The sequence below is a fragment of the Bisgaardia hudsonensis genome, from assembly GCF_004345785.1.
Lineage (GTDB): Bacteria > Pseudomonadota > Gammaproteobacteria > Enterobacterales > Pasteurellaceae > Bisgaardia > Bisgaardia hudsonensis.
Map to the genome: position 1 here is coordinate 199569 of NZ_SLXI01000003.1, position 21080 is coordinate 220648.

General features: G+C 35.2%; 23 protein-coding genes and 1 other annotated feature. Of the genes, 13 read left to right on the forward strand and 10 right to left on the reverse strand.

Translation table 11 applies throughout. The features are described 5' to 3' along the window. Positions 1 to 9: 9 nt before the first annotated feature. From trpB to EV697_RS05750, 13 genes are all read left to right on the forward strand, one after another. On the forward strand, positions 10 to 1206 hold the full coding sequence (gene trpB / locus EV697_RS05690; protein ID WP_132023560.1) for a tryptophan synthase subunit beta: 1197 nt from the start codon (positions 10 to 12) through the stop codon (positions 1204 to 1206). Further along, positions 1206 to 2030, forward strand: a complete 825-nt coding sequence (gene trpA / locus EV697_RS05695) for a tryptophan synthase subunit alpha (RefSeq protein WP_132023562.1) — start codon at positions 1206 to 1208, stop codon at positions 2028 to 2030. The genes trpB and trpA overlap by 1 nt, the downstream gene beginning before the upstream one ends. Positions 2031 to 2385: 355 nt before the next feature. Further along, positions 2386 to 3846: an ammonia-forming nitrite reductase cytochrome c552 subunit gene (gene nrfA, locus EV697_RS05700; protein ID WP_132023564.1), complete on the forward strand. Its 1461-nt coding sequence runs from the start codon at positions 2386 to 2388 to the stop codon at positions 3844 to 3846. Between the two features lie 19 nt (positions 3847 to 3865). Then, on the forward strand, positions 3866 to 4498 hold the full coding sequence (nrfB, locus tag EV697_RS05705; RefSeq protein ID WP_132023566.1) for a cytochrome c nitrite reductase pentaheme subunit: 633 nt from the start codon (positions 3866 to 3868) through the stop codon (positions 4496 to 4498). Beyond that, positions 4495 to 5181: a cytochrome c nitrite reductase Fe-S protein gene (gene nrfC, locus EV697_RS05710; RefSeq protein ID WP_132023568.1), complete on the forward strand. Its 687-nt coding sequence runs from the start codon at positions 4495 to 4497 to the stop codon at positions 5179 to 5181. Before nrfB ends, nrfC begins: the two co-directional genes overlap by 4 nt. Continuing rightward, a complete protein-coding gene (nrfD, locus tag EV697_RS05715) occupies positions 5178 to 6137 on the forward strand; it encodes a cytochrome c nitrite reductase subunit NrfD (protein WP_132023570.1) in 960 nt (319 codons plus the stop codon). Before nrfC ends, nrfD begins: the two co-directional genes overlap by 4 nt. A gap of 186 nt (positions 6138 to 6323) precedes the next feature. Next, positions 6324 to 8228 carry a heme lyase CcmF/NrfE family subunit gene (locus EV697_RS05720; RefSeq protein WP_132023572.1) on the forward strand — a complete coding sequence of 635 codons (1905 nt, stop codon included), beginning with the start codon at positions 6324 to 6326 and terminating at the stop codon, positions 8226 to 8228. Positions 8229 to 8234: 6 nt separating this feature from the next. Continuing rightward, positions 8235 to 8768 carry a redoxin family protein gene (locus EV697_RS05725; protein ID WP_132023574.1) on the forward strand — a complete coding sequence of 178 codons (534 nt, stop codon included), beginning with the start codon at positions 8235 to 8237 and terminating at the stop codon, positions 8766 to 8768. A gap of 5 nt (positions 8769 to 8773) precedes the next feature. Continuing rightward, a complete protein-coding gene (gene nrfF, locus EV697_RS05730; RefSeq protein ID WP_132023576.1) occupies positions 8774 to 9172 on the forward strand; it encodes a heme lyase NrfEFG subunit NrfF in 399 nt (132 codons plus the stop codon). Further along, entirely contained in the window at positions 9165 to 9929 is a 765-nt protein-coding gene (locus EV697_RS05735; protein WP_132023578.1) for a TPR domain-containing protein, read from the forward strand. The genes nrfF and EV697_RS05735 overlap by 8 nt, the downstream gene beginning before the upstream one ends. Before the next feature lie 454 nt (positions 9930 to 10383). After that, positions 10384 to 11043 (forward strand): cytolethal distending toxin subunit A/C, encoded by a 660-nt coding sequence (locus EV697_RS05740; protein ID WP_132023580.1) that lies wholly within the window; start codon positions 10384 to 10386, stop codon positions 11041 to 11043. A 9-nt stretch (positions 11044 to 11052) separates the two neighbouring features. After that, entirely contained in the window at positions 11053 to 11889 is an 837-nt protein-coding gene (locus tag EV697_RS05745; RefSeq protein WP_132023582.1) for a cytolethal distending toxin subunit B family protein, read from the forward strand. A 9-nt stretch (positions 11890 to 11898) separates the two neighbouring features. Then, the gene (locus EV697_RS05750; protein ID WP_132023584.1) at positions 11899 to 12405 is read left to right on the forward strand and encodes an RICIN domain-containing protein; all 507 of its coding nucleotides are present in this window, start codon (positions 11899 to 11901) and stop codon (positions 12403 to 12405) included. Between the two features lie 102 nt (positions 12406 to 12507). Here the strand turns inward: EV697_RS05750 and hisIE are convergent, their stop codons facing one another. From hisIE to EV697_RS05800, 10 genes are all read right to left on the reverse strand, one after another. Next, positions 12508 to 13116: a bifunctional phosphoribosyl-AMP cyclohydrolase/phosphoribosyl-ATP diphosphatase HisIE gene (hisIE, locus tag EV697_RS05755; protein WP_132023586.1), complete on the reverse strand. Its 609-nt coding sequence runs from the start codon at positions 13114 to 13116 to the stop codon at positions 12508 to 12510. 42 nt (positions 13117 to 13158) lie between these two features. Then, positions 13159 to 13932, reverse strand: coding sequence for an imidazole glycerol phosphate synthase subunit HisF (gene hisF, locus EV697_RS05760; protein ID WP_132023588.1), 774 nt, complete (start codon positions 13930 to 13932; stop codon positions 13159 to 13161). Next, the gene (locus tag EV697_RS05765) at positions 13926 to 14417 is read right to left on the reverse strand and encodes a DUF1643 domain-containing protein (RefSeq protein WP_207904095.1); all 492 of its coding nucleotides are present in this window, start codon (positions 14415 to 14417) and stop codon (positions 13926 to 13928) included. The genes hisF and EV697_RS05765 overlap by 7 nt, the downstream gene beginning before the upstream one ends. Beyond that, complete coding sequence (hisA, locus tag EV697_RS05770) at positions 14402 to 15145, reverse strand: 1-(5-phosphoribosyl)-5-[(5-phosphoribosylamino)methylideneamino]imidazole-4-carboxamide isomerase (protein ID WP_132023590.1); 744 nt, start codon at positions 15143 to 15145, stop codon at positions 14402 to 14404. Before hisA ends, EV697_RS05765 begins: the two co-directional genes overlap by 16 nt. 13 nt (positions 15146 to 15158) lie before the next feature. Beyond that, on the reverse strand, positions 15159 to 15755 hold the full coding sequence (gene hisH / locus EV697_RS05775; RefSeq protein WP_132023592.1) for an imidazole glycerol phosphate synthase subunit HisH: 597 nt from the start codon (positions 15753 to 15755) through the stop codon (positions 15159 to 15161). Between the two features lie 31 nt (positions 15756 to 15786). Further along, positions 15787 to 16878, reverse strand: a complete 1092-nt coding sequence (gene hisB / locus EV697_RS05780; RefSeq protein ID WP_132023594.1) for a bifunctional histidinol-phosphatase/imidazoleglycerol-phosphate dehydratase HisB — start codon at positions 16876 to 16878, stop codon at positions 15787 to 15789. A 15-nt stretch (positions 16879 to 16893) separates the two neighbouring features. After that, positions 16894 to 17955 carry a histidinol-phosphate transaminase gene (gene hisC / locus EV697_RS05785; RefSeq protein ID WP_132023596.1) on the reverse strand — a complete coding sequence of 354 codons (1062 nt, stop codon included), beginning with the start codon at positions 17953 to 17955 and terminating at the stop codon, positions 16894 to 16896. Between the two features lie 12 nt (positions 17956 to 17967). Beyond that, positions 17968 to 19281, reverse strand: coding sequence for a histidinol dehydrogenase (gene hisD / locus EV697_RS05790; RefSeq protein ID WP_132023598.1), 1314 nt, complete (start codon positions 19279 to 19281; stop codon positions 17968 to 17970). A 45-nt stretch (positions 19282 to 19326) separates the two neighbouring features. After that, positions 19327 to 20247, reverse strand: a complete 921-nt coding sequence (gene hisG / locus EV697_RS05795; RefSeq protein ID WP_132023600.1) for an ATP phosphoribosyltransferase — start codon at positions 20245 to 20247, stop codon at positions 19327 to 19329. Positions 20248 to 20275: 28 nt separating this feature from the next. Continuing rightward, positions 20276 to 20429 (reverse strand) — a sequence feature (His leader region). Between the two features lie 89 nt (positions 20430 to 20518). Further along, positions 20519 to 20929 (reverse strand): DUF2726 domain-containing protein, encoded by a 411-nt coding sequence (locus tag EV697_RS05800; protein WP_132023602.1) that lies wholly within the window; start codon positions 20927 to 20929, stop codon positions 20519 to 20521. Positions 20930 to 21080 lie beyond the last annotated feature (151 nt).

Consider the following 21080-nt stretch of genomic DNA (forward strand, 5'->3'; position numbering starts at 1 on the left):
GGATAGAAAATGACAAAAACAATACTCGACCCATATTTTGGTGAATTTGGTGGTATGTATGTACCCGAATTACTTATTCCCGTATTACAAGAACTTGAAAAAGCATTTGTTGATGCACAGCAAGATCCAACTTTCCAAAGAGAATTTCAAAATTTACTCAAAAATTATGCAGGAAGACCCACAGCACTGACCCTTTGTCGTAATTTAACGAAGGGGACAAAAACAAAACTTTACTTAAAGCGTGAAGATTTACTACATGGTGGAGCGCATAAAACCAATCAAGTATTGGGGCAAATTTTATTAGCAAAACGTATGGGGAAAACTCGAATTATTGCCGAAACAGGGGCTGGACAACATGGCGTAGCAACAGCTCTGGCCTGTGCAATGTTAAATATGCCTTGCTGTATTTATATGGGGGCAAAAGATGTCAAACGTCAATCGCCGAATGTCTTCCGTATGCGTTTAATGGGTGCAGAAGTCATTCCAGTAGAAAAAGGATCTTGTTCTTTAAAAGATGCTTGTAGTGAAGCAATGAGAGATTGGGCTGCCAGCTATGAAAACACACATTATTTGCTTGGTACTGCAGCTGGTCCCCATCCTTTCCCTACGATTGTGCGAGAGTTTCAAAAAATGATTGGAGAAGAAACTAAACAACAGATTTTAGCAATGGAAAATCGTTTACCTGATACTATAATTGCTGCTGTTGGTGGTGGCTCTAATGCCATTGGTATGTTCAATGATTTTATTAATGAACCAAGTGTGAAACTTATTGGTATTGAGCCTGCTGGAAAAGGAATTGATACTGGAGAACACGGTGCACCACTAAAACATGGAAAAATTGGGGTATATTTTGGAATGAAATCACCACTAATGCAAACCGACGATGGACAAATTAAAGAATCTTACAGTATTTCAGCTGGCTTAGATTTTCCTTCCGTAGGTCCTCAACATGCCTATTTACAAAGTATTGGTCGAGTAAGCTATGAAAGCATAACCGATGATGAGGCTCTACAAGCGTTCTGTGCTTTAGCCAGAAATGAAGGAATTATTCCCGCACTAGAAAGCGCTCATGCGCTTGCACACGCCATAAAGATCATTCATCAACAGCCAGAAAAAGAACAAATTATCATTGTTAATTTATCTGGTAGAGGAGATAAAGATATCTTTACAGTTGATCATATTTTACAAGAAAAAGGAGAGTTATAATGAATCGCTTTGAAAAAAAATTTACTGAACTAGATCAAGCTAATCAAGGCGCATTTGTACCTTTTGTTACTCTCTGTGACCCTGATTTTGATCGTTCTTTTGAGATTATCTGCACACTTATTGATAATGGTGCAGATGCACTCGAGCTTGGTTTTCCATTTTCTGATCCGCTACTTGATGGAGAGGTTATACAAGCAGCCAATCAACGTGCGTTATCAGCAGATTGTAGTAGCAAAGAAAGTTTTGCATTATTAAAAAAAGTGCGGTCAATTTATCCTAATATTCCTATCAGTCTCTTGTTATGTACCAATTTGGTTTATGCTCAAACCCTAGAAACATTTTATAAAAATTGTGAAGAAGTAGGCATTGATGCAGTACTAATTGCTGATTTACCTTTATTTGCAGCTACACCTTATAGAGAAATGGCAAAAAAATATCATATTCAACCAGTTTTTATTTGCCCACCAAACGCCTCATCAGAAACAATTCAAGAAATCGCAAAATATAGTGAAGGCTATGTTTATCTTGTTTCTCGTGCAGGTGTAACTAGTGCAGAAAATCAAACATACTCAACAAATTTAACTCGATTAATCAATCAGTTAAAACAATATAACAGCCCCCCTATCTTGCAAGGTTTTGGTATTGCTACAACAGAACAAGTCAAAAAATCACTAACAACTGGTGTATCTGGCGTTATATCAGGCTCCGCAACAGTAAAAATTATTGAAAAAAATTTGCAAGATCATTCACAATGTCTCATAGAATTAGCAAAATTTACAAAAGAAATGAAATCAGCAACTTTTAGATCAAGAGAAATAAAATAATTCACTCATAGTGAGTTTGAAATAATCTTCTAATCGCTGAAGTAATTCTTAAATTTTACTTACTTCAGCGATTATATTAAAGCTAACAATGATCTGAATCTAATACAAGTAAGACAAAAATGACTCATTTTATATAAATAATTTTAATATAATCATCAAGTAATATCACTTATTCTTATAACAAAAAATTATCCAAATTTTATTTCACATAAATTTGATATAGTTCAATAAATACTTATTTTATTTCCTACCCAAAAACGCTTTTTTCTCTATACTGAAACTGGTAGCACTACCTTTATTTTATTGTTTTTAATAAGAAAAATTATCATTTTCATCTCATTGTTGGGGGTATCTCGTGAAACGGGTCAAACATATTCTAAAAAGTACTTTCACCATTGCAACTTTTGCAATATTTTACTCAAACTCATCTCTTGCAGGAGAAGCCAAAGAATTTGAAGGAGCAAAACCAGATTTAAAAATTGAATCAAACAATGCAAATTTTGCTGAAAAATATCCACTTCAATATCAATCTTGGAAAGCAACCTCCGAATCAGACGAAATTGTGTATGCATTAGAAGAAGATCCTCGTTTGGTTATCCTCTGGGGTGGCTATGGTTTTTCAAAAGAATATAACAAACCACGTGGACACTTCTATGCAGTAACAGATGTCAGAAATATTTTACGAACAGGTGCACCAAAAGATGAAAAAACAGGTCCTATGCCAATGGCATGCTGGACTTGTAAAGGCCCTGATGTTCCTCGCTTAATTGCTGAAAAAGGCGAATTAGGATACTTTGATCATAAGTGGGCAAAATATGGTTCAGAGGTAGTTAATTCTATTGGTTGTGCCGACTGTCATGATACGACTTCACAAGATTTTAAAGATGGTAAACCTGCACTACGTGTTGCGCGTCCTCATGTGCTTCGTGCTTTAGATGCAATTGATTGGAAATTTGAAAACTTAGACAAACATGGTAAACGTGTTGCCGTTTGTGCCAACTGCCATGTGGAATACTACTTTGCAGGAAAAGAGAATGCGGTAACTTTCCCTTGGGATAAAGGTGTTGATGTCGATAGTATCGAAAAATATTACGATGAAATTAAATTTACCGACTGGACACATAAACTATCAAAAGCCCCTATGTTGAAAGCACAACATCCTGATTTTGAAACATGGTCATTGGGTACTCATGGTAAAAATGGCGTTACTTGTATTGACTGCCATATGCCAAAAGTAGAAACAAAAGACGGTAAAGTCTATACGGATCACAAAATCGGTAATCCATTTGATAACTTCGAGCATACATGTAAAACCTGCCACGAACAAAGCAAGGAAACATTACAAAAACGTGTCAAAGAGCATAAGGCACAAATTAAAGATGTAATGCTTCGTTTAGAAGATCAACTTGTTAAAGCTCATTTTGAAGCAAAAGCAGCTTGGGAAGCGGGTGCTACAGAAGAAGAAATGAAAGATGCATTACAAGCGATTCGTCATGCTCAATGGCGTTGGGATTACTCTGCTGCAACACATGGTGGTCATATGCACGCACCAGATACTATGCTTCATGTAATTGCAACAGGTTTAGATCGTGCAGCTGATGCTCGTACTAAACTAGCCGTAGTATTAACAAAACATGGCGTTGAAACACCAATTCAATTCCCTGATATATCAACTAAAGAAAAAGCACAAAAAATAGTAGGTCTTGATATTGATAAAGAAAATGCAGAAAAAGCAGAATTCTTACGTACAGTAGTACCTCAATGGATCGATGAAGCGAAGCAAAAAGGTCTATTACCTGCAGATGCTAAACAATAATTCATAAGCCGAGGTTATTATGAAACATATTATATCAAGAGTAGGACAGACACTCGCCCTACAAGCATTTGCTTTAATTGGGCTATTAGTAATAACTACAAATGTATTGGCAGAAATGCCAATACAACCTAAATCAATGTGGAATGAAACAGTAGATGATGCAACTATTACAAAAGATGCTCGTCGTGATCCCAATACCTATTGTGTAAGCTGTCATGGACATCTTTCAAAATTTGAGCATAAAGGTAAACATTTTGAGAAAGATACCGTTAGCCCAAACAATGGAAAAGCACTCACTTGTGTGAGTTGTCATGGTAATATCTCTGAAAACCATCGTAAAGGTGTTAAAGATGTGATGCGCTTTAATGCATACGGAAAAGCAAAAAGAGCTGATCTTGAGCGTTCGCCACAAGAGCAAAATCAAGTTTGCTTTGCTTGTCATAATCCAGACAAACTAAGAGAAGCTTTTTGGCCACATGACACTCACGCTAATAAAATGGCTTGTGTAAATTGTCATAAAATTCATCCAGAAAATGAGCCTATGAGAAATACTGATTCAAAACAAAGAGTTAAACTCTGCGTTGATTGTCATAGTCGCATACATGAAAATAGAAACCAAAAATCGCTGAAATCAGCTAAGGAAAATCAATGAGTTGCTCCCGTCGAAACTTTGTTTCAGGTGCAGGAGCATTAGCAATAGTGGCAGGAACCACAGGACTTGCCGCTAACTCTTTGTCTTTAGCAGCTGAAAATGAAAAAAAAGCTATTCGTTATGCGATGGTGCATAATGAACAAGCTTGTATTGGATGTACCGCTTGTATGGAAGCTTGTCGTGAAACTAATCAAGTACCAGAAGGTGTTTCTCGTCTTGAAATTATTCGTAGCGAGCCTTACGGAAATTTCCCAAATGTGAAATATGAATTTTTCCGCCAATCTTGTCAACATTGTACAAATGCACCTTGTGTAAGTGTTTGTCCAACTGGTGCATCTTTTATTGATAAATCCACAGGTATTGTTGATGTCAATCCTGATTTATGTGTTGGGTGTCAATATTGTATTGCAGTTTGTCCTTATCGTGTTCGTTTTATTCACCCTGAAAAGAAAACTGCTGATAAATGCAACTTCTGTCGTGATACTAATCTTGCAAAAGGGAAACAACCAGCTTGTGTGGAAATCTGTCCAACTAAGGCATTAACCTTTGGAGACTTAAATGATCCAAATAGTGATGTTTCACGTTTGATCCAAGAAAAGCCTGTGTATCGTACTAAAGTTGAATTAGGCACACAGCCCAATCTTTATCATATCCCATTTCAACAGGGAGAGCCTAGACGATGAACGAGCATATTCCATTTCAAACGCCTAATCTAGTATGGGATTCAAGTATTGCAATCTACCTATTTTTATTGGGTATTTCTGCTGGAGCAACATTATTAGCCGTTCTTTATAAACGTAATTATACTCTTGAAGATCCAAGCCAAAGCTGGATTATTCGAGGAGCTGCAATTTTAGCACCCTCTACAATCATTATTGGCTTAGTTTTGCTTATTTTCCATTTAGCTCGACCTTGGACATTTTGGTACTTAATGTTTAATTACCAATTTAATTCTGTCATGTCGATGGGAGTATTATTATTCCAAGTATTTATGGCTGTGCTTTTTATATGGTTAAGTATTATATTTAAAGCAATAATTAGCTCACTTATCCAGCAATTTATACCTAAATTAATGTTTATTATAAACTTAATTAATATTGCAGAAAAAGCAACCGCACTTATTGAGTTGTTATTACTGTTACTATCTATCGCTCTTGGTGCTTATACAGGATTCTTATTATCCGCACTGATTAGTTATCCAATGCTGAATAATCCGGTGCTACCTGTATTATTTTTAGTATCAGGTACATCATCAGGTATTGCTGCATTATTAATTGTTACTTTGGTAGTTGGTAAAATTTCAACAACCTCACAGGAAGTACATTTTTTACATAAATTTGAAACACCAACAGTACTAATTGAGCTATTTTTACTCTTTGCTTTTTTTGTTGGATTATATTTTGGTGGAGGACAAAAAACAGTTGCAGCAACCAATGCTCTTTCTGGTTTTTGGGGAAATGTATTTTGGATTGGAGTCATAATAATTGGTATAATTTTCCCATTAGTAATGAACCAATTAGCATCAAATAAATTGAAACATAACAAAGGCTTTATAATTTTACTTGCTACAGCAGGATTAATTGGTGTACTTTGTTTACGTTACTTTATTTTATATGCGGGACAACTAACTCTGGCTTAATATTTGTGTTAAATTAAGTGACTAGATTTGATAAATTAATTATTAGATCTAGTCTCTTATATTTTTATATAAATTAATTTAGCTAATTAAAATAAATTTAAATTATTTCAAAATAATAAACTATTCTACTGTTACTAAATATAAAATTTAGAATACAATAATTTTGGCAACTTTTATGGATAAATTATGCTCCCCGAATTAGGTTATATTTCGTTAATATTATTAGTAGGAATTGCGGCATTACAGGTTGCCTTATCACTTTTTGGAGAAATACGTAAACAAATAAAATGGCTAACCTTAAATCCTATTCTAAGTACATTTCAAACCTTATTAGCTTTTATTGCTTTTAGCTGTTTAGCTTACTCATTTATCATTGATGATTTTAGTGTCAGCTATGTAGCCGCTCACTCCAATAGTCAATTACCTTCATTCTTCAAATTTGCAGCAACTTGGGGAGGACATGAAGGTTCAATGCTTTTTTGGCTAATGGCACTTTCTCTTTGGATTAGTATTTTTTGCTTATTTTCAACCAAAATAGATCGCTTATTTACCTACCGCACTCTCGCTTTTCTTGCTGTCATCGTATTTTGCTTTTCACTGTTTATTTTATGGGTATCAAATCCATTTGAACGCGGATTTCCACCACCCCCAGAGGGGCGTGATTTAAATCCAATGTTACAAGATATTGGATTAATTTTTCATCCACCACTACTTTATCTTGGCTATGTTGGCTTTGCTCTCAGTTTTGCGATGATATGTGCGATGTTACTTGGAGGAGTATTTGATTTTGCTATTGCTCATTGGTTACGATCTTGGACGGTTATTGCCTGGGGATTTTTAACCGCTGGAATAATTCTTGGTGCTTGGTGGGCTTATTATGAATTAGGATGGGGAGGCTGGTGGTTTTGGGATCCCGTCGAAAATGCGTCATTAATGCCGTGGTTACTTGGCACTGCATTAATTCACAGTTTAATTGTAAGTGAACAACGTGGTATTTTCAGTTATTGGACTATCCTACTAGCAATTTTTACTTTTGCATTAAGTCTATTAGGGACTTTTATTGTTCGCTCTGGCGTATTAACCTCAGTACACGCATTCGCTGTTGATGCAGATCGAGGCATCGCACTTTTATTGTTATTTTTTACACTAACTTTTATCGCTCTCGCACTTTTTGCCTTACGAGTCAATTTGTGGCAAGGTAATGTTCGATTTAAATTTCTCTCAAAAGAAATAGCATTTTTAAGTATTAATAGCTTATTTGTCATTGCAACCTGTGTTGTCATTCTTGGCACATTTTATCCCTTAGTGTTTAGCCTTATGGGGTGGGGAACCATTTCTGTTGGCGCACCTTATTTCAATACTGTTTTTACTCCTTTAACATTATTATTACTCAGTATAATGGGAATCGCTACGATATTGCGTTGGAAATCATTACCAATCAAACCATTAGTATTTCGGTTATTTCTGCTACCCATAGCCCTATTAGGCAGTATTTTACTCACATTATCAGTTTTAAATAGCAGTACTGCTCACCAATTACAATGGTTACCTACGTTATTTATCAGCCTTGCAATATGGATTATTTTAACCCACTTGCCCTATCGTAAAATGATGTGGCAAATTCGCTCCTTGGCGATGCGTTTAGCACATATTGGTTTTGCAATTAGCGTTATTGGTGTAGCAATGAATAGTTATTATAGTGATGAAATAGGAGTACGATTAAAACCAAATCAGAATGCAACTTTAGCAGGTTTCCAATTCCATTATACTCAACATAACTACCGACTAGGACAAAACTATACCGCAGAGCAAGCACAATTTAAACTTTATGATAAAACCAATCATCAGCTTGCAACCTTGTATCCAGAAAGACGTTATTATGATATTCGTACAATGACAATGGCAGAAGTTGGCTTAGCACATCATTGGCTTGACGATATCTACATTGTAATGGGTGATAAATTTGCACAACAAGAATATGCATTTCGTTTACATTATAAACCCTATATTAGTGCTTTATGGTTAGGCGGACTAATGATGATCATTGCAGCATTCTTAGCACTTATAGGACATAGATTAAAAAGAGAGTAAAAATAAATGAAAAAAATTTGGCTATTTACACCACTTGCTCTATTACTACTCGTTGTATTTTTTCTAGTATCACTACTGAGAAATCCCAATTTACTGTCTGCAAGTGAAAATTGGCAAGGAAAACCATTTCCTGAATTTAACTTACCACATTTACTCGAACATCAAACTCAATTAAATAAAGCAAGTCTCCCTAAAGAACCTTTTATTCTAAATGTATGGGCAAGCTGGTGTGGTTGGTGTATTAAAGAATTTCCTATATTTATTGATATGAAAAATAAGGGTATTCCTATTGTTGGACTGACTTACGCTAATCGTCCAGAAGATGCTAAAACAGCATTAAAACGTTGGGGGAATCCTTTTGTAATGGTAATTGATGACTTTCAACAATCATTTTTAAGCCAAACACTAAACATTAATGCTGCACCAACCACCTATTTGATTGATAAACAAGGTATCATTCGTTATCAACAAAAGGGATATAATCCAAATTTTGAGGCTGATTTTATGCCTCGCCTTCTTGAACTAAGGCAAGAGGATTAATCAAAATGAAATCTTATTTTTTATTATTTTTCCTATTTTTTACCTTGCTAGCACAGGCAGAAATGGTTGATACCTTTCAATTTAATAATGATACGGATCGAGTCAGAGCGATTGCATTAGCTCGTACTTTACGTTGCCCTCAGTGCCAAAATCAAAATTTAGTAGAGTCCAATGCCACGCAAGCCTATACACTTAGGTTAGAGGTTTATGAAATGGTCAACCAAGGAAAAAGTGACGAAGAAATCATTCACTCAATGGTACAACGTTTTGGTCACTTTATTTATTATAAACCACCATTAAATCAAAAAACTTGGGTTTTATGGGGAGTACCTATCATACTTTTCTTAATTATTTTAGGCGGTATTTTTTGGCAAGTGCTAAGGAACAAAAACAATAATGCGTAAACAACTTAATTCACTCTATTATCAACAAGCTCAACGATCAGTAACAACATTTACAGAACAAGATAAAGCACAATATTTAGCTGAATTAGCAGATCGTCAAGTCTTTGAAGAAAAAATATTACAAGAACAATCTGCTTTGTATAAATCACAAAATCAAAAAAAGGTAATATTTACTGTCGCTGCAATAAGTATCCTTTTTATTCTTATAGTTAGTCTAATTTTTTATTGGCAGACTGGTCGCTATCAACAAGTACAACAAGCTGAGCAAGCTTTTTTAGCATTCCAACAAACTCGTTCTCAAGAAACGAAGGAACAGCGAAACGATCACTATATTATCAATTTACAAAATCGACTTAGAAAAGATCCGAATAATGGGGAAATATGGTTTGAATTAGGGCAAGCTTACTCACTAAATAATGATTTTGAATCAGCTTTAATTGCCTTTAATAACTCAACGACGGTACTTGGTAAAAAACCAGCTATCTTAGGTGCGATGGCAACAGCAGATTATTATCAGCATAAACAACGTTTATCCTCTCAAGCACAAGAGTGGATTAATGAAGCATTAAAAATAGATCCAAATGAGAGCGCTAGTTTACTACTTCTAGCCTCAGAGGCGTTTTTACACAATGATTTCCAATCAGCAATATTACATTGGAAAAACGTACTAGAAAATGACAATCCTGCAATTAATCGTCGAGAGATTATTCAGAGTATCCAACTTGCAGAACAAATGGCAAAAGGCAAAACTAAATAAGTTTACAGTGAAAGCTCGCTTTGTGACCATTTGGCTTGTTAAGTTTATATTATTCTAAATCTATAATATTAATGTCTAAATAGATACCATTAATATCTATTTAATATCTCAACATTAGCTCAACTTATAGATAAAAACTCATAACTTTGTAAAAAATAACAATAATGCTCTCATAAATAGAATAAGACTATTCCAACTACTAAGGTATTTCAACTGGATTGACCAGATCAACACTGAACAGGAAAAATAATAATATATTGATTTTACAATAAAATAATTTTTATTATAAATATATAAAATATCCAACAAAATTTTTATAACTAAAATTTGTTTTTGAGAATTTTAAAAATTTATTATATTTCCACCGCAAAACTAATTAGAACAATCCAACTTGGTAAATCTGATAGGTAATGCTCACCTAATTAGTTTTTGTATCTTTATTAGAGAGGAAAACATGAAATACATACGTAATTATTTTATACTATTTTTTATCATATTGGTATCCATTAGTTGCTCTAGTACATCTGATAATACCCCAAAAAAACAACCAAAAATATCACCAACACCACCTAAACTAGGCTTAGTAGGTAGTACGGGAGCGACAGTAACCCTTCCTTTATTAGGGAGTTCAGATGGTAACCTACAAACTGATGATCCGTCAAATTATATCACTATAATGGGGCAAAATGGTGCCGTTATTACGGTTTGGGCATTAGCTAAACGTAATTGGCTATGGGGATATGCACCTATTGATTCGATGTCTTTTGGAAATATTCGTAACTGGAAAATTGAACGCAGTTTTCGTAGAGAGCATTTCCGTTTTATTAACCAACAACTAGGTACTTGTATTCACGCATATGGTAATGGCATTATTCACGATAATTGTGATCCTAAAAATCTTGATCAAGATTTCTTACTATTACCTACAAGTAATGGAGCGGTGTTCATAAAAAGTGTGTCTCAAGGTCGCTGTATTACCTATAACCCAGTAAGTACAACTGATTATACGACTATCACGCTAGATACTTGCAGTGATAAAAATATAACACCTTTAAAAGATCAAACCTGGTATTTAACACCACCTTTATTACCAGCGAATCCACAAACACTTTAGGAGCAATAAATGAATTTAATAAAATTAACGTTGCTTTTTCTATCCGTATTTTTAAGTGGTACTGCACTAGCAACATTAGATCAATATAAAATAGCAACTTGGAACTTACAGGGATCTTCTGCTGCAAATGAAAGTAAATGGAATATTAATGTCAGACAACTACTTACAGGTGCTGGAGCCGCAGATATTCTAATGGTTCAAGAAGCTGGGACTCTTCCCACTACAGCAATAAGAACGGGACGAGTAGTACAACCTGTTGGTATTGGTACACCTATTGAAGAGTACACTTGGAATTTAGGTACAAGAAGTCGCCCAAATAACTTTTATATTTATTATTCAAGGTTAGATGTTGGTGCTAATAGAGTTAATTTGGCTATTGTTTCAAGAAGAATGGCTGATGATGTATTTGTTGTACATTCCACAACTTCTGTTTTACAAGCAAGACCTGCGATTGGTATTCGTATCGGAGATGATGCCTTCTTTAGTGCACACGCTCTTGCGACAGGTGGTGCTGATGCGGTGACATTAGTTAATAATGTCTATCACTTTTTTGCTGATGAAACAACACGACGCCATATGAATTGGATACTAGTAGGAGATTTCAATCGCTCTCCTTCAAATTTACAATCAGCACTACGCTCAGAACCAGGGTTAGATAACGCAACGTTAATCGTTGCCCCGACAGAACCAACCCATCGTTCAGGCGGAATCTTAGATTATGCGATTTTACATAATGCGGACCAAATGCCACAACGTTCTAATGTTAGTGCAAGTATTATGTTTAATCGAGTACGATCACAAATAGCCTCCGATCATTTTCCAGTTAGTTTTGTAAAAGATCGTTAGGAGAGTAATATGTTAAAAAAATACCTTTATTTATTATTCAGCTTATTAATAAGCACAAATATTTTCGCAGAGGAAAATAATAGTGAAACATTGGATAATCTAGATTATCCACCACCCGTAGTAAGTTTACGCAGTCTATATACTGGTGAACCAATGACAAATGAACATTATGGTCGTCGTAGTGAATTAAATTTACATTGGAACTTAGTTGATATCACAATCAATAATCAACATTTTGTACAATTTAAAGCCTATGATACAGAACAATGTTTTACAGGTGGGACAGTAACAACCTGTGGTGACTTAGCTAGAACAGCTTGGATCCTTGTTCCAACTGATACGGGGGCATTCATTTTACAATCCCCATTTGATGGAAGCTGTCTTGCCAGTTTTGGGTTTGGTGATGTGCAATCAATCCAATGTTTGCGTCCATCACAACGTAGCCAACCAGTACCCTTACAATTTCTTTGGGCTATTGTACCGCCCTTTGGTGCAAGCAAGCTACTTGCACAATAAAATAGCCACAAAGCAGTAACTATAAGCAATGAGAGTTTTCTGATTTACAAAATAGATTAAGAAAACTCTCTATTTATTTTAAGTATAAAACCATCGAATTAATTATTGATGACGTTCTTTCAATTTACCAATAACATCAGCCCAAGAAAGATCCGCATCTTGTAATAAAACAGTCAAGTGATAAGCCAAGTCAGCTGCTTCACAAATCGTTTCATTACGGTTTTTTACAGTTGCCGCCAGTGCAGTTTCCACCCCCTCCTCTCCAACTTTTTGAGCAATACGTTTTGTCCCTTCTGCATAAAGCTGTGCGGTGTAAGAACTTTTTGGATCTGCCCCTTTTCGAGCTGAAATTAACTGTTCTAATTTACTAAAAAACACCCAATTCGGTTGATTAGATAATGAGCTAAAACAACTATCTGTCCCAGTATGGCAAGTGGCACCAATAGGATTGACTAAAATTAATAAAGTATCTTGATCACAATCCAAAGTCATATCCACAACATTTAGAAAATTGCCCGAGGTTTCTCCTTTCGTCCATAATCGTTGTTTGGTACGAGAAAAAAAAGTCACTTTTTTCTCATTAATTGTTTTTTGTAATGCCTCTTGATTCATATACCCCAACATTAAGACTTCACAAGTATTTACGTTCTGCACAATAACAGGCAATAAATTATCGACCTTTTCCCAATTAATTTTTTCTATATCTAACATATTCCGACCTTATTTAATCTTTATTAATAATTTTTAATAAAACTATATTCTAATTTCAATACCCTTTGCTTTTAAGTAAGCCTTTAATTCCATAATATGAATAATCTGTTTATGAAACACACTTGCAGCTAATGCTCCATCAACATTTGCCTCAATAAAAGCCTCTTTAAAATGTTCCATTGTTCCAGCTCCACCTGAAGCAATCAAGGGAACCTGACATAATTCTCTTGCTTGCTTTAACTGTACTAAATCATAACCTTGACGAACCCCATCTTGATTCATCATATTTAAAACAATTTCCCCAGCACCTCGTTGTTGCACTTCTTTTAGCCAATCCATTAATTGCCAACAAGTTTGACGAGTACGTTTTTCATCGCCAGTGTATTGATTTACCCAATATTTGCCACTTTCTTGATCAAACCAACTATCAATACCAATCACAATCGCTTGTTTACCAAAACGATCCGCTAATTGATTAATCAAATTAGGATCAGCAAGTGCGGGCGAATTAATAGAAATTTTATCCGCACCAAAAGCAAAAATTTGTTCGGCATCTTCAATCGTTTTAATTCCACCTGCGACACAAAAGGGAATATCAATCACTTTTGCCACTTGCTCAACCCAGCGTTTATCAACGGTTCGCCCATCACTTGATGCAGTAATATCATAAAAAACTAATTCATCTGCCCCTTCTTTTGCGTAACGTTGTGCTAAAGGGACAATATCACCAATAATTTTATGATGACGAAACTGAACACCTTTTACAACTCGTCCATTACGCACATCTAAACAAGGAATTATTCGCTTTGCTAACATTTTTCTCTCCTTGTATATTTTCTAAAATTAAGAGTTGATGATAAATATAATGGATGAGCTGGCTCTCCATTTTTATTTACTTTTAAACAATATAAATCTGGAATTAAATTATAAATATGTTGAGATCTATCCAAATATTGTCCATCATTGCCCCAGCATGCTACAACCTTATCAACTTTATCTAATACTGAATTAATATACTTATCATTATCGTGTCCAATAGGATCATTCATTTGATACAGAACTGATTTGTCAGTACTGCGATAAGCAAATAAATTAACCATATAAACCCCACCAAATCCTGCCTGTTTAGCAAAATTTATACAACGTGTAATGGTATTATCATCGATAGTTTCATCTGCTGTTGAAGGATTTAATCCTATAAACATAACGTTAGGTTTATCTATATCCCAAATTCGCCATAAAAGATAACGGTAATTTCCACATTCTGAGAATATTGCACCTTTTTCTATGCATTCCAACACTTAATCGCCTCCTCTAGACTAAATTTCCCTTCCAATAAAGCTCGCCCAACAATCACGCCAGCAACCCCTGTTCCTTTTAATTCTTTAATATCTTGTAATGAACCAATACCTCCAGAAGATTGAAATGCTATCTCTGGAAATTGAGCACAAATTTCTTGATACAATGCCACGTTCGATCCTTGCAACGTGCCATCTCGAGAGATATCAGTGCAAAGTACCTGTTGCAAACCAAAAGTGCGGTAATTTTTTATCAAGTTTTCTAAAGTTATTGGGCTAGTTTCTTGCCAGCCTTTAATCGCAACAAATTTTTTTCCCTTTTCAATTTTTACATCAAGGGCTAATACAAATTTTTCAGCACCATATTTTTCAAACCAACCTTGCACCATTTTACTTTCAGTTACCGCCGTAGAACCAATCACTACACGATTTGCACCAATAGCCAATAAGTCCGCCACATCTTTTTCCGTACGAATACCGCCCCCCACTTGAATGTTCACTTGAGTGGCCGTTATTATTTTATCAATAAGTGCGGTCTGTTTTTTGACTGGATCTTTTGCTCCCGTTAAATCCACCAAATGTAATTGTTTTGCACCTTGTTGAATATAACTGGCGAATTGTTGAATTGGATCATCTGAATAAGTAGTTTGTTGAGCATAATCGCCTTGATGTAAACGCACTACTTTTCCCTCAATTAAATCTAATGCAGGAATAATCATTGATTTTGTCATTAGCTATCTTTCCTTATTTAATATTTTCCACAAAATTTTTCAATAACAATGCACCATTTTTCCCTGAACGCTCTGGGTGAAACTGAACCCCATAAAAATGATGACGTTGTAATGCGGCAGAAAAATCCTCTCCATAATTTGATGTTGCAATAGTATGCTCATTTAGCAACACAGCATAACTATGAACAAAATAAAAATGGCTATCCTGTTCTATCCCCCAAAATAACGGATTATCTGGTTGATAATGTACCTGATTCCAGCCCATATGTGGCAAAGGTAAATGATTGTCAGCAAGTAACTCCGTTTTTCCTGTCATCATACCTAAAGTATTCACCTTACCCTCAGCTGAATATTCCGTCATTAATTGCATTCCTAAACAAATCCCCAATATAGGTTGAGTTACCTGCTTAATCACGTCAATTAAATCCAATTCAGCTAAATTATTCATTGCAACCTTTGCCGTTCCAACACCGGGTAAAATCAATTTATCCGCAGACTGTATGCGTTGAATATCTGCTGTAATTTCTGTTCGATAACCTAAACGTTCAAAGGCAAATTTAACGGAAGATAAATTAGCACAGCGAGTATTGATTATGGTAATAGTCTTCATTTTTTCACTTTATTCCCTATTATTAATCAATTTATAAAATACCTTTACTGCTCGGTAGCACATTACTTTCAATACGAATAGCTTGTCTTAAAGTACGCCCAAATACTTTAAATAAGCTTTCAATTTTATGATGATCATTATCGCCAGTTGTTTTCAAATGTAGGGTTGCCATTAACGTATAAGCAATAGACTGGAAAAAATGCTCAGTCATTTCTGTACTGAAATCTCCCACCTTATCGCGTTTGAATTTAGCTTTAAATTTAAAATAAGGACGTCCTGATAAATCTAATACACATTCTGCCTTGCATTCGTCCATTGGTAGTACAAAACCAAAACGAGCGATCCCTCGCTTATCGCCAATGGCTTGCTTTAAAGCGGTACCCAGCGCAAGTGCGGTATCTTCCACAGTATGATGTTCATCAATCCACAAATCACCTTTACAGCTCACATTCATACGAAAACCACCATGTGTAGCAATTTGATCCAACATATGATCAAAAAATCCAACCCCTGTTTTAATCTCATTAACCCCTGTTTCATCTAGCCAAACTTGTACTTTAATATCCGTTTCTTTGGTTTTACGGCTAACTTCAGCGTAACGAGGTTGATTACTATCAATATTGGTAACTGGCTCTCCAAGTAGTTTTTCTGCAATTAAATCCCAATTTAATTTTTCTGGGTGATATTGTAAGGCTCGAATACCAAGATTTTCCGCTAGTTGCACATCAGTTTCACGATCACCAATAACAAAGCTAGTCTTCAGATCAAATAATTGCTTATCAATATATTTTTTTAACAACTTAGTTTTTGGCTTACGGCAATCGCAATGATCTTCTGGTTTATGTGGGCAAATTAGCACTTCATCAAATTCAATACCTTGTGATTGAAACAATGCCATCATTGCATTATGAGGTTTATCAAAATGCTCTTGTGGAAAAGACGCCGTTCCCAATCCATCTTGATTACTTACCATAACAAAACGATATTGCTGTTTTAATTTGAGTAATGCTGGGATAACATTTGCTTCAAATTTTAATTTTTCCAAACTATCAATTTGAAAATCTGTTTTAGGCTCATCAATCAATGTACCATCACGATCAATAAATAATATTGCTTGTGTCATATTCTTTCTCTCTTGTTAATCTTGTGAAATCTGTTGAATCGCTGTAATCAAACGACAATTTTCATCAGCCGTACCAATAGTAATGCGAATACAATGTTGTAATCCTAATGCGTTATGTTGATTCCTTAAAATAATCCCTTGCTGCCATAATTGGTTAAATACTTTTTCACCATTTTGAAATTTAACCAATACATAATTAGCTTCACTTTCAAAAATTTTTTCCACAATAGGAATTTGTAGTAATTGTTCAATCAACCATTGGCGATTATTAAGCGTATCAGCCACTTGCATTCGCATTTGAGATAAACCAGCTTTTTGCAAGGCTTGACTAGCAATATCAGCAACAGGAATGGGCAAAGGATAAGGTGCAATTACCTTTTGTAAAATACTAATTAACTCTGGATTGGCAAGCGTAAAACCACAACGTAATCCCGCTAAAGCAAAGGCTTTAGACAGGGTACGGATAATAGCTAAGTGTGGATAATTGGCTAATTCGTTGACCATTGTGGCTTGTGGGCAAAATTCAATATAGGCTTCATCAACGACTACAATCGCTCGCCCTGCGGTCATTTGTAAAAGTGTTAATAAATCCGACCGCTCTATTAAAGTACCCGTAGGGTTATTTGGGCTACACACAAATATAATCTTGACCTTATCGAGATTTTTTTCAATTTCAGCAAGATCAAGTTGGAAATCTGCCGTTAATGGCACTATTTTTGTAGTAATCCCACAGGTTTCTGCACTCACCCCGTACATTCCATAAGTAGGTGGGCAATAAAGTAGCTGATCATTTGCTTCACAAAATGCTCGAATAAGCAACTCAATGCTTTCATCGCCACCACGACTCACCAATATATTTTCAGGCTTAACATTTGCATAACTAGCATAAGCATTAATCACATTTTCAGGCTGTGGCTCTGGATAACGATTAAACGTGCGGTCAGTTAAATTAAAGTTTGCTGAAATAGGATATTCATTAGCATTTAACCAAATATCCCCCTTTCCACCTAATCGTCTTGCAGATTGATAGGGAGTAAGTGCTTGTATATTTTTTCGAGATAATAACGAAATTGACATATTATGCTCCTATTATTTAGCTATTGGTTGAATGGCTTGTTTAGTCATTTTGGCTAAACGAATACTAACCGCTTGTTTATGAGCGTCAAGTTGCTCCGCCGTTGCCATTCGCTCTACAGTTTTCGCAAGATCCATAAACCCTTGTGGCGTGAGTTCTTGTACTGTCATTCGCTTACTAAAATCAGCCAATCCTAAACTAGAATACGTTTTACTATAACTGTACGTAGGCAAAACGTGATTAGTTCCACTAGCATAATCCCCCATACTTTCTGGCGAGTAATCCCCTAAGAAAATAGACCCAGCATTGTCTAACAATGGCAACAAATCACGTGCATTTTCAACTTGTACCACTAAATGTTCTGGTGCATATTGATTACTAATTTCAATACATTGTTGTAAATTTTCTGCAATAAAAATACGACTATGGGAAAGTGCTTGGCGAGCGGTTTCTGCTCTAGCTAATTGAGCCAGCTGCTTTTCAACAGATTGCAGCACTTGCTTAACCAAGTTTTCGCTGGTTGTAACTAAAATCACTTGACTATCCGCACCATGTTCCGCTTGAGAGAGTAAATCACTAGCAACAAAATCTGCATCAGCAAATTCATCAGCAAGTACCAATACTTCTGAAGGTCCAGCTGGCATATCAATAGTTGCACCATTTGCCAGTTGACTCACTTGACGTTTTGCTTCAGTAACAAAAGCATTACCGGGACCAAATATTTTATCCACTTTATCAATAGTTTCGGTTCCCAATGCCATTGCCGCGATAGCTTGAGCCCCTCCTACGCAATAAATTGTTTCAATACCACATAAATTAGCGGTATAAAGAATTTCATTCGCAATAGGTGGTGGTGTACATAGCACAATTTTTTTACAACCTGCAATCTTCGCTGGAACAGCAAGCATTAATACCGTTGAAAATAAAGGTGCAGAACCACCGGGTATATATAGTCCAACTTGATTGATTGGACGAGTTAATACCTCGCACCGCACACCTTGTTGTGTTTCAACATCTATTATCGGTAATTTTTGAGCTTCGTGAAAAACCTGAATATTGCGTTTTGCATTTTGAATCGCCAGTTTTAAATCTTCAGGTACAAGCTCACAAGCATTAGCAATCTGTTGTGGCGTTACCTCAAGGCTATCTAGCATTATCTTGTCAAATCTTTCGGTTAATTCAAATAAAGCCTGATCCCCTTGTAAACGCACAAAATCAATAATATTTTGTACCGCACTTTTAAGCTCATCGGAAGTGGATATTGTAGGACGAGCCAATGCTTGTTGCTTTTCCACTTCTGTTAAATTATTCCAAATTAAAGTCTGCATATTTATTCCTATTCTATCTATTTTTTAATGACCATTTTCTAAGGGTTATTCCATCATCTTTTCAATAGGTAACACCAAAATTGAGCTTGCCCCCACGGCTTTTAGTTTTTCCATCGTTTCCCAAAACAGATTTTCTTGACTAACCACGTGCATAGCCACTTTGCTATTATCTTCTGCTAAAGGTAAAATCGTAGGATGTTCTACACCAGGTAAGAGTGCGGTAATTTCCGTAAGTTTATTTTTAGGGGCGTGTAACATAATATATTTAGATTCATTGGCTTGCTGTATCCCTTGAATGCGGGTTAATAGTCGCTCTACCAGAGCTTGTTTTTCTACATCTAATTCACTTGAGCGTTGAATTAAACAGGCTTTAGAGCGATAAATCACTTCGACTTCTTTTAAACCATTAGCTTCAAGGGTTGCCCCCGATGACACTAAATCACAAATAGCATTTGCCAAACCAGCAGTCGGTGCAACTTCAACGGATCCCGTTAATAAACAGTTTTTAAAAGCGATCTCTTGTTGTTGCATAAAACGTCTTAATAAATTCGGATAAGACGTCGCAATACGTGCATTTTGTAAATCTTGAATATGGTTATAAATAAAATCTTTTGGAACCGCTAAAGATAATCGACAGCCTCCAAAATCTAAACGTTTAAGCAGTTTATAACTAATATTATCGCCAGCTTGCAAACGTCCGAGTTCTTCCTCTTCTAGTACATTTTCACCGATAATGCCTAAATCCACCACGCCATCAAACACCAAACCGGGAATATCATCATCACGCACTCTTAAAATTTCAATCGGCATATTTTCAGAATAAGCAATTAAACGCTGTTCATTCCAATTAATTTTCACACCACATTGTTTCAATAATGCTTGTGATTCACGACTTAAACGACCTGATTTTTGCATCGCAATACGCAGTCTATTGTTCGCTGTCTTGTTTGTTACCTTGCTTTCCATATAGTAGTCCTTAATAAATTTTAGATATAAAAAAAATCTCTCGGAAGGTATTCTTCCGAGAGATTTTGTGTCTTTTTTATCTTTGCGTTTATAACGACTTACTTTAAAGCACTACTCGGAAGAAAAATCTTCCAAGCAACACCAAACGCCTGAAAGATTAATCAGGGTGATGGTGATGATGACGAGTAGTGCAATTGAAATTCATATTTGTTTTCTCCAAAACTAAGTGTTTTCCAATCTATAATAAAAATTTTTATTTGGCAAGTATTTTTTATACAACATTTTTTGATATAACAGAATTTAACGCTCTAGCAATAAAATCAAACTCTAATTCGTCATACTCAGGTTTTATTTCAATAAATTCAATTCCCACTTTACGGCAAACTTCTCTTTTAATCGCATCTCGTTCAATAAAATTATTATCAAAATGTCCATTTCCTTGATATTCAATAACCACTACAGGCAATCCGATATTATTAATAATTAAAAAATCGACTCTCTTACTATTAATTAATTTAAATGCTTCTGAATCTTTAGATTTAAGAAATTCGCCCATAGAAACTTGAGAAAATAATCTTAATCCTTTATTGTAATATTGCTCATTTAACAACTTAATCAATCGTATATAGAGTTTATATTCACATTTATTCATTAATGGTGCTTTTTGAAAATCAGCATTCATAATCTTTGTTAGGCTATCTTTTGGTGTTAAAAAACGATTATTTTGATACTTTTTTTATATTGGGAATATCTTCTTATTTTAGAAAAAATATTTAAAAAAGTAGCGAGTACCACAAAGATGGCTAAAATAATAAAATAATTTTTATCGAGAT

What these genes read in the sequence shown, in the direction of transcription:
- trpB (WP_132023560.1), top strand. Translation starts at nt 10, where the DNA reads ATGACAAAAACAATACTCGACCCATATTTTGGTGAATTTGGTGGTATG.
- trpA (WP_132023562.1), top strand. Translation starts at nt 1,206, where the DNA reads ATGAATCGCTTTGAAAAAAAATTTACTGAACTAGATCAAGCTAATCAA.
- nrfB (WP_132023566.1), top strand. Translation starts at nt 3,866, where the DNA reads ATGAAACATATTATATCAAGAGTAGGACAGACACTCGCCCTACAAGCA.
- nrfC (WP_132023568.1), top strand. Translation starts at nt 4,495, where the DNA reads ATGAGTTGCTCCCGTCGAAACTTTGTTTCAGGTGCAGGAGCATTAGCA.
- nrfD (WP_132023570.1), top strand. Translation starts at nt 5,178, where the DNA reads ATGAACGAGCATATTCCATTTCAAACGCCTAATCTAGTATGGGATTCA.
- EV697_RS05720 (WP_132023572.1), top strand. Translation starts at nt 6,324, where the DNA reads ATGCTCCCCGAATTAGGTTATATTTCGTTAATATTATTAGTAGGAATT.
- EV697_RS05725 (WP_132023574.1), top strand. Translation starts at nt 8,235, where the DNA reads ATGAAAAAAATTTGGCTATTTACACCACTTGCTCTATTACTACTCGTT.
- nrfF (WP_132023576.1), top strand. Translation starts at nt 8,774, where the DNA reads ATGAAATCTTATTTTTTATTATTTTTCCTATTTTTTACCTTGCTAGCA.
- EV697_RS05735 (WP_132023578.1), top strand. Translation starts at nt 9,165, where the DNA reads ATGCGTAAACAACTTAATTCACTCTATTATCAACAAGCTCAACGATCA.
- EV697_RS05740 (WP_132023580.1), top strand. Translation starts at nt 10,384, where the DNA reads ATGAAATACATACGTAATTATTTTATACTATTTTTTATCATATTGGTA.
- EV697_RS05745 (WP_132023582.1), top strand. Translation starts at nt 11,053, where the DNA reads ATGAATTTAATAAAATTAACGTTGCTTTTTCTATCCGTATTTTTAAGT.
- EV697_RS05750 (WP_132023584.1), top strand. Translation starts at nt 11,899, where the DNA reads ATGTTAAAAAAATACCTTTATTTATTATTCAGCTTATTAATAAGCACA.
- hisIE (WP_132023586.1), bottom strand. Translation starts at nt 13,116, where the DNA reads ATGTTAGATATAGAAAAAATTAATTGGGAAAAGGTCGATAATTTATTG.
- hisF (WP_132023588.1), bottom strand. Translation starts at nt 13,932, where the DNA reads ATGTTAGCAAAGCGAATAATTCCTTGTTTAGATGTGCGTAATGGACGA.
- hisA (WP_132023590.1), bottom strand. Translation starts at nt 15,145, where the DNA reads ATGACAAAATCAATGATTATTCCTGCATTAGATTTAATTGAGGGAAAA.
- hisH (WP_132023592.1), bottom strand. Translation starts at nt 15,755, where the DNA reads ATGAAGACTATTACCATAATCAATACTCGCTGTGCTAATTTATCTTCC.
- hisB (WP_132023594.1), bottom strand. Translation starts at nt 16,878, where the DNA reads ATGACACAAGCAATATTATTTATTGATCGTGATGGTACATTGATTGAT.
- hisC (WP_132023596.1), bottom strand. Translation starts at nt 17,955, where the DNA reads ATGTCAATTTCGTTATTATCTCGAAAAAATATACAAGCACTTACTCCC.
- hisD (WP_132023598.1), bottom strand. Translation starts at nt 19,281, where the DNA reads ATGCAGACTTTAATTTGGAATAATTTAACAGAAGTGGAAAAGCAACAA.
- hisG (WP_132023600.1), bottom strand. Translation starts at nt 20,247, where the DNA reads ATGGAAAGCAAGGTAACAAACAAGACAGCGAACAATAGACTGCGTATT.
- EV697_RS05800 (WP_132023602.1), bottom strand. Translation starts at nt 20,929, where the DNA reads ATGAATGCTGATTTTCAAAAAGCACCATTAATGAATAAATGTGAATAT.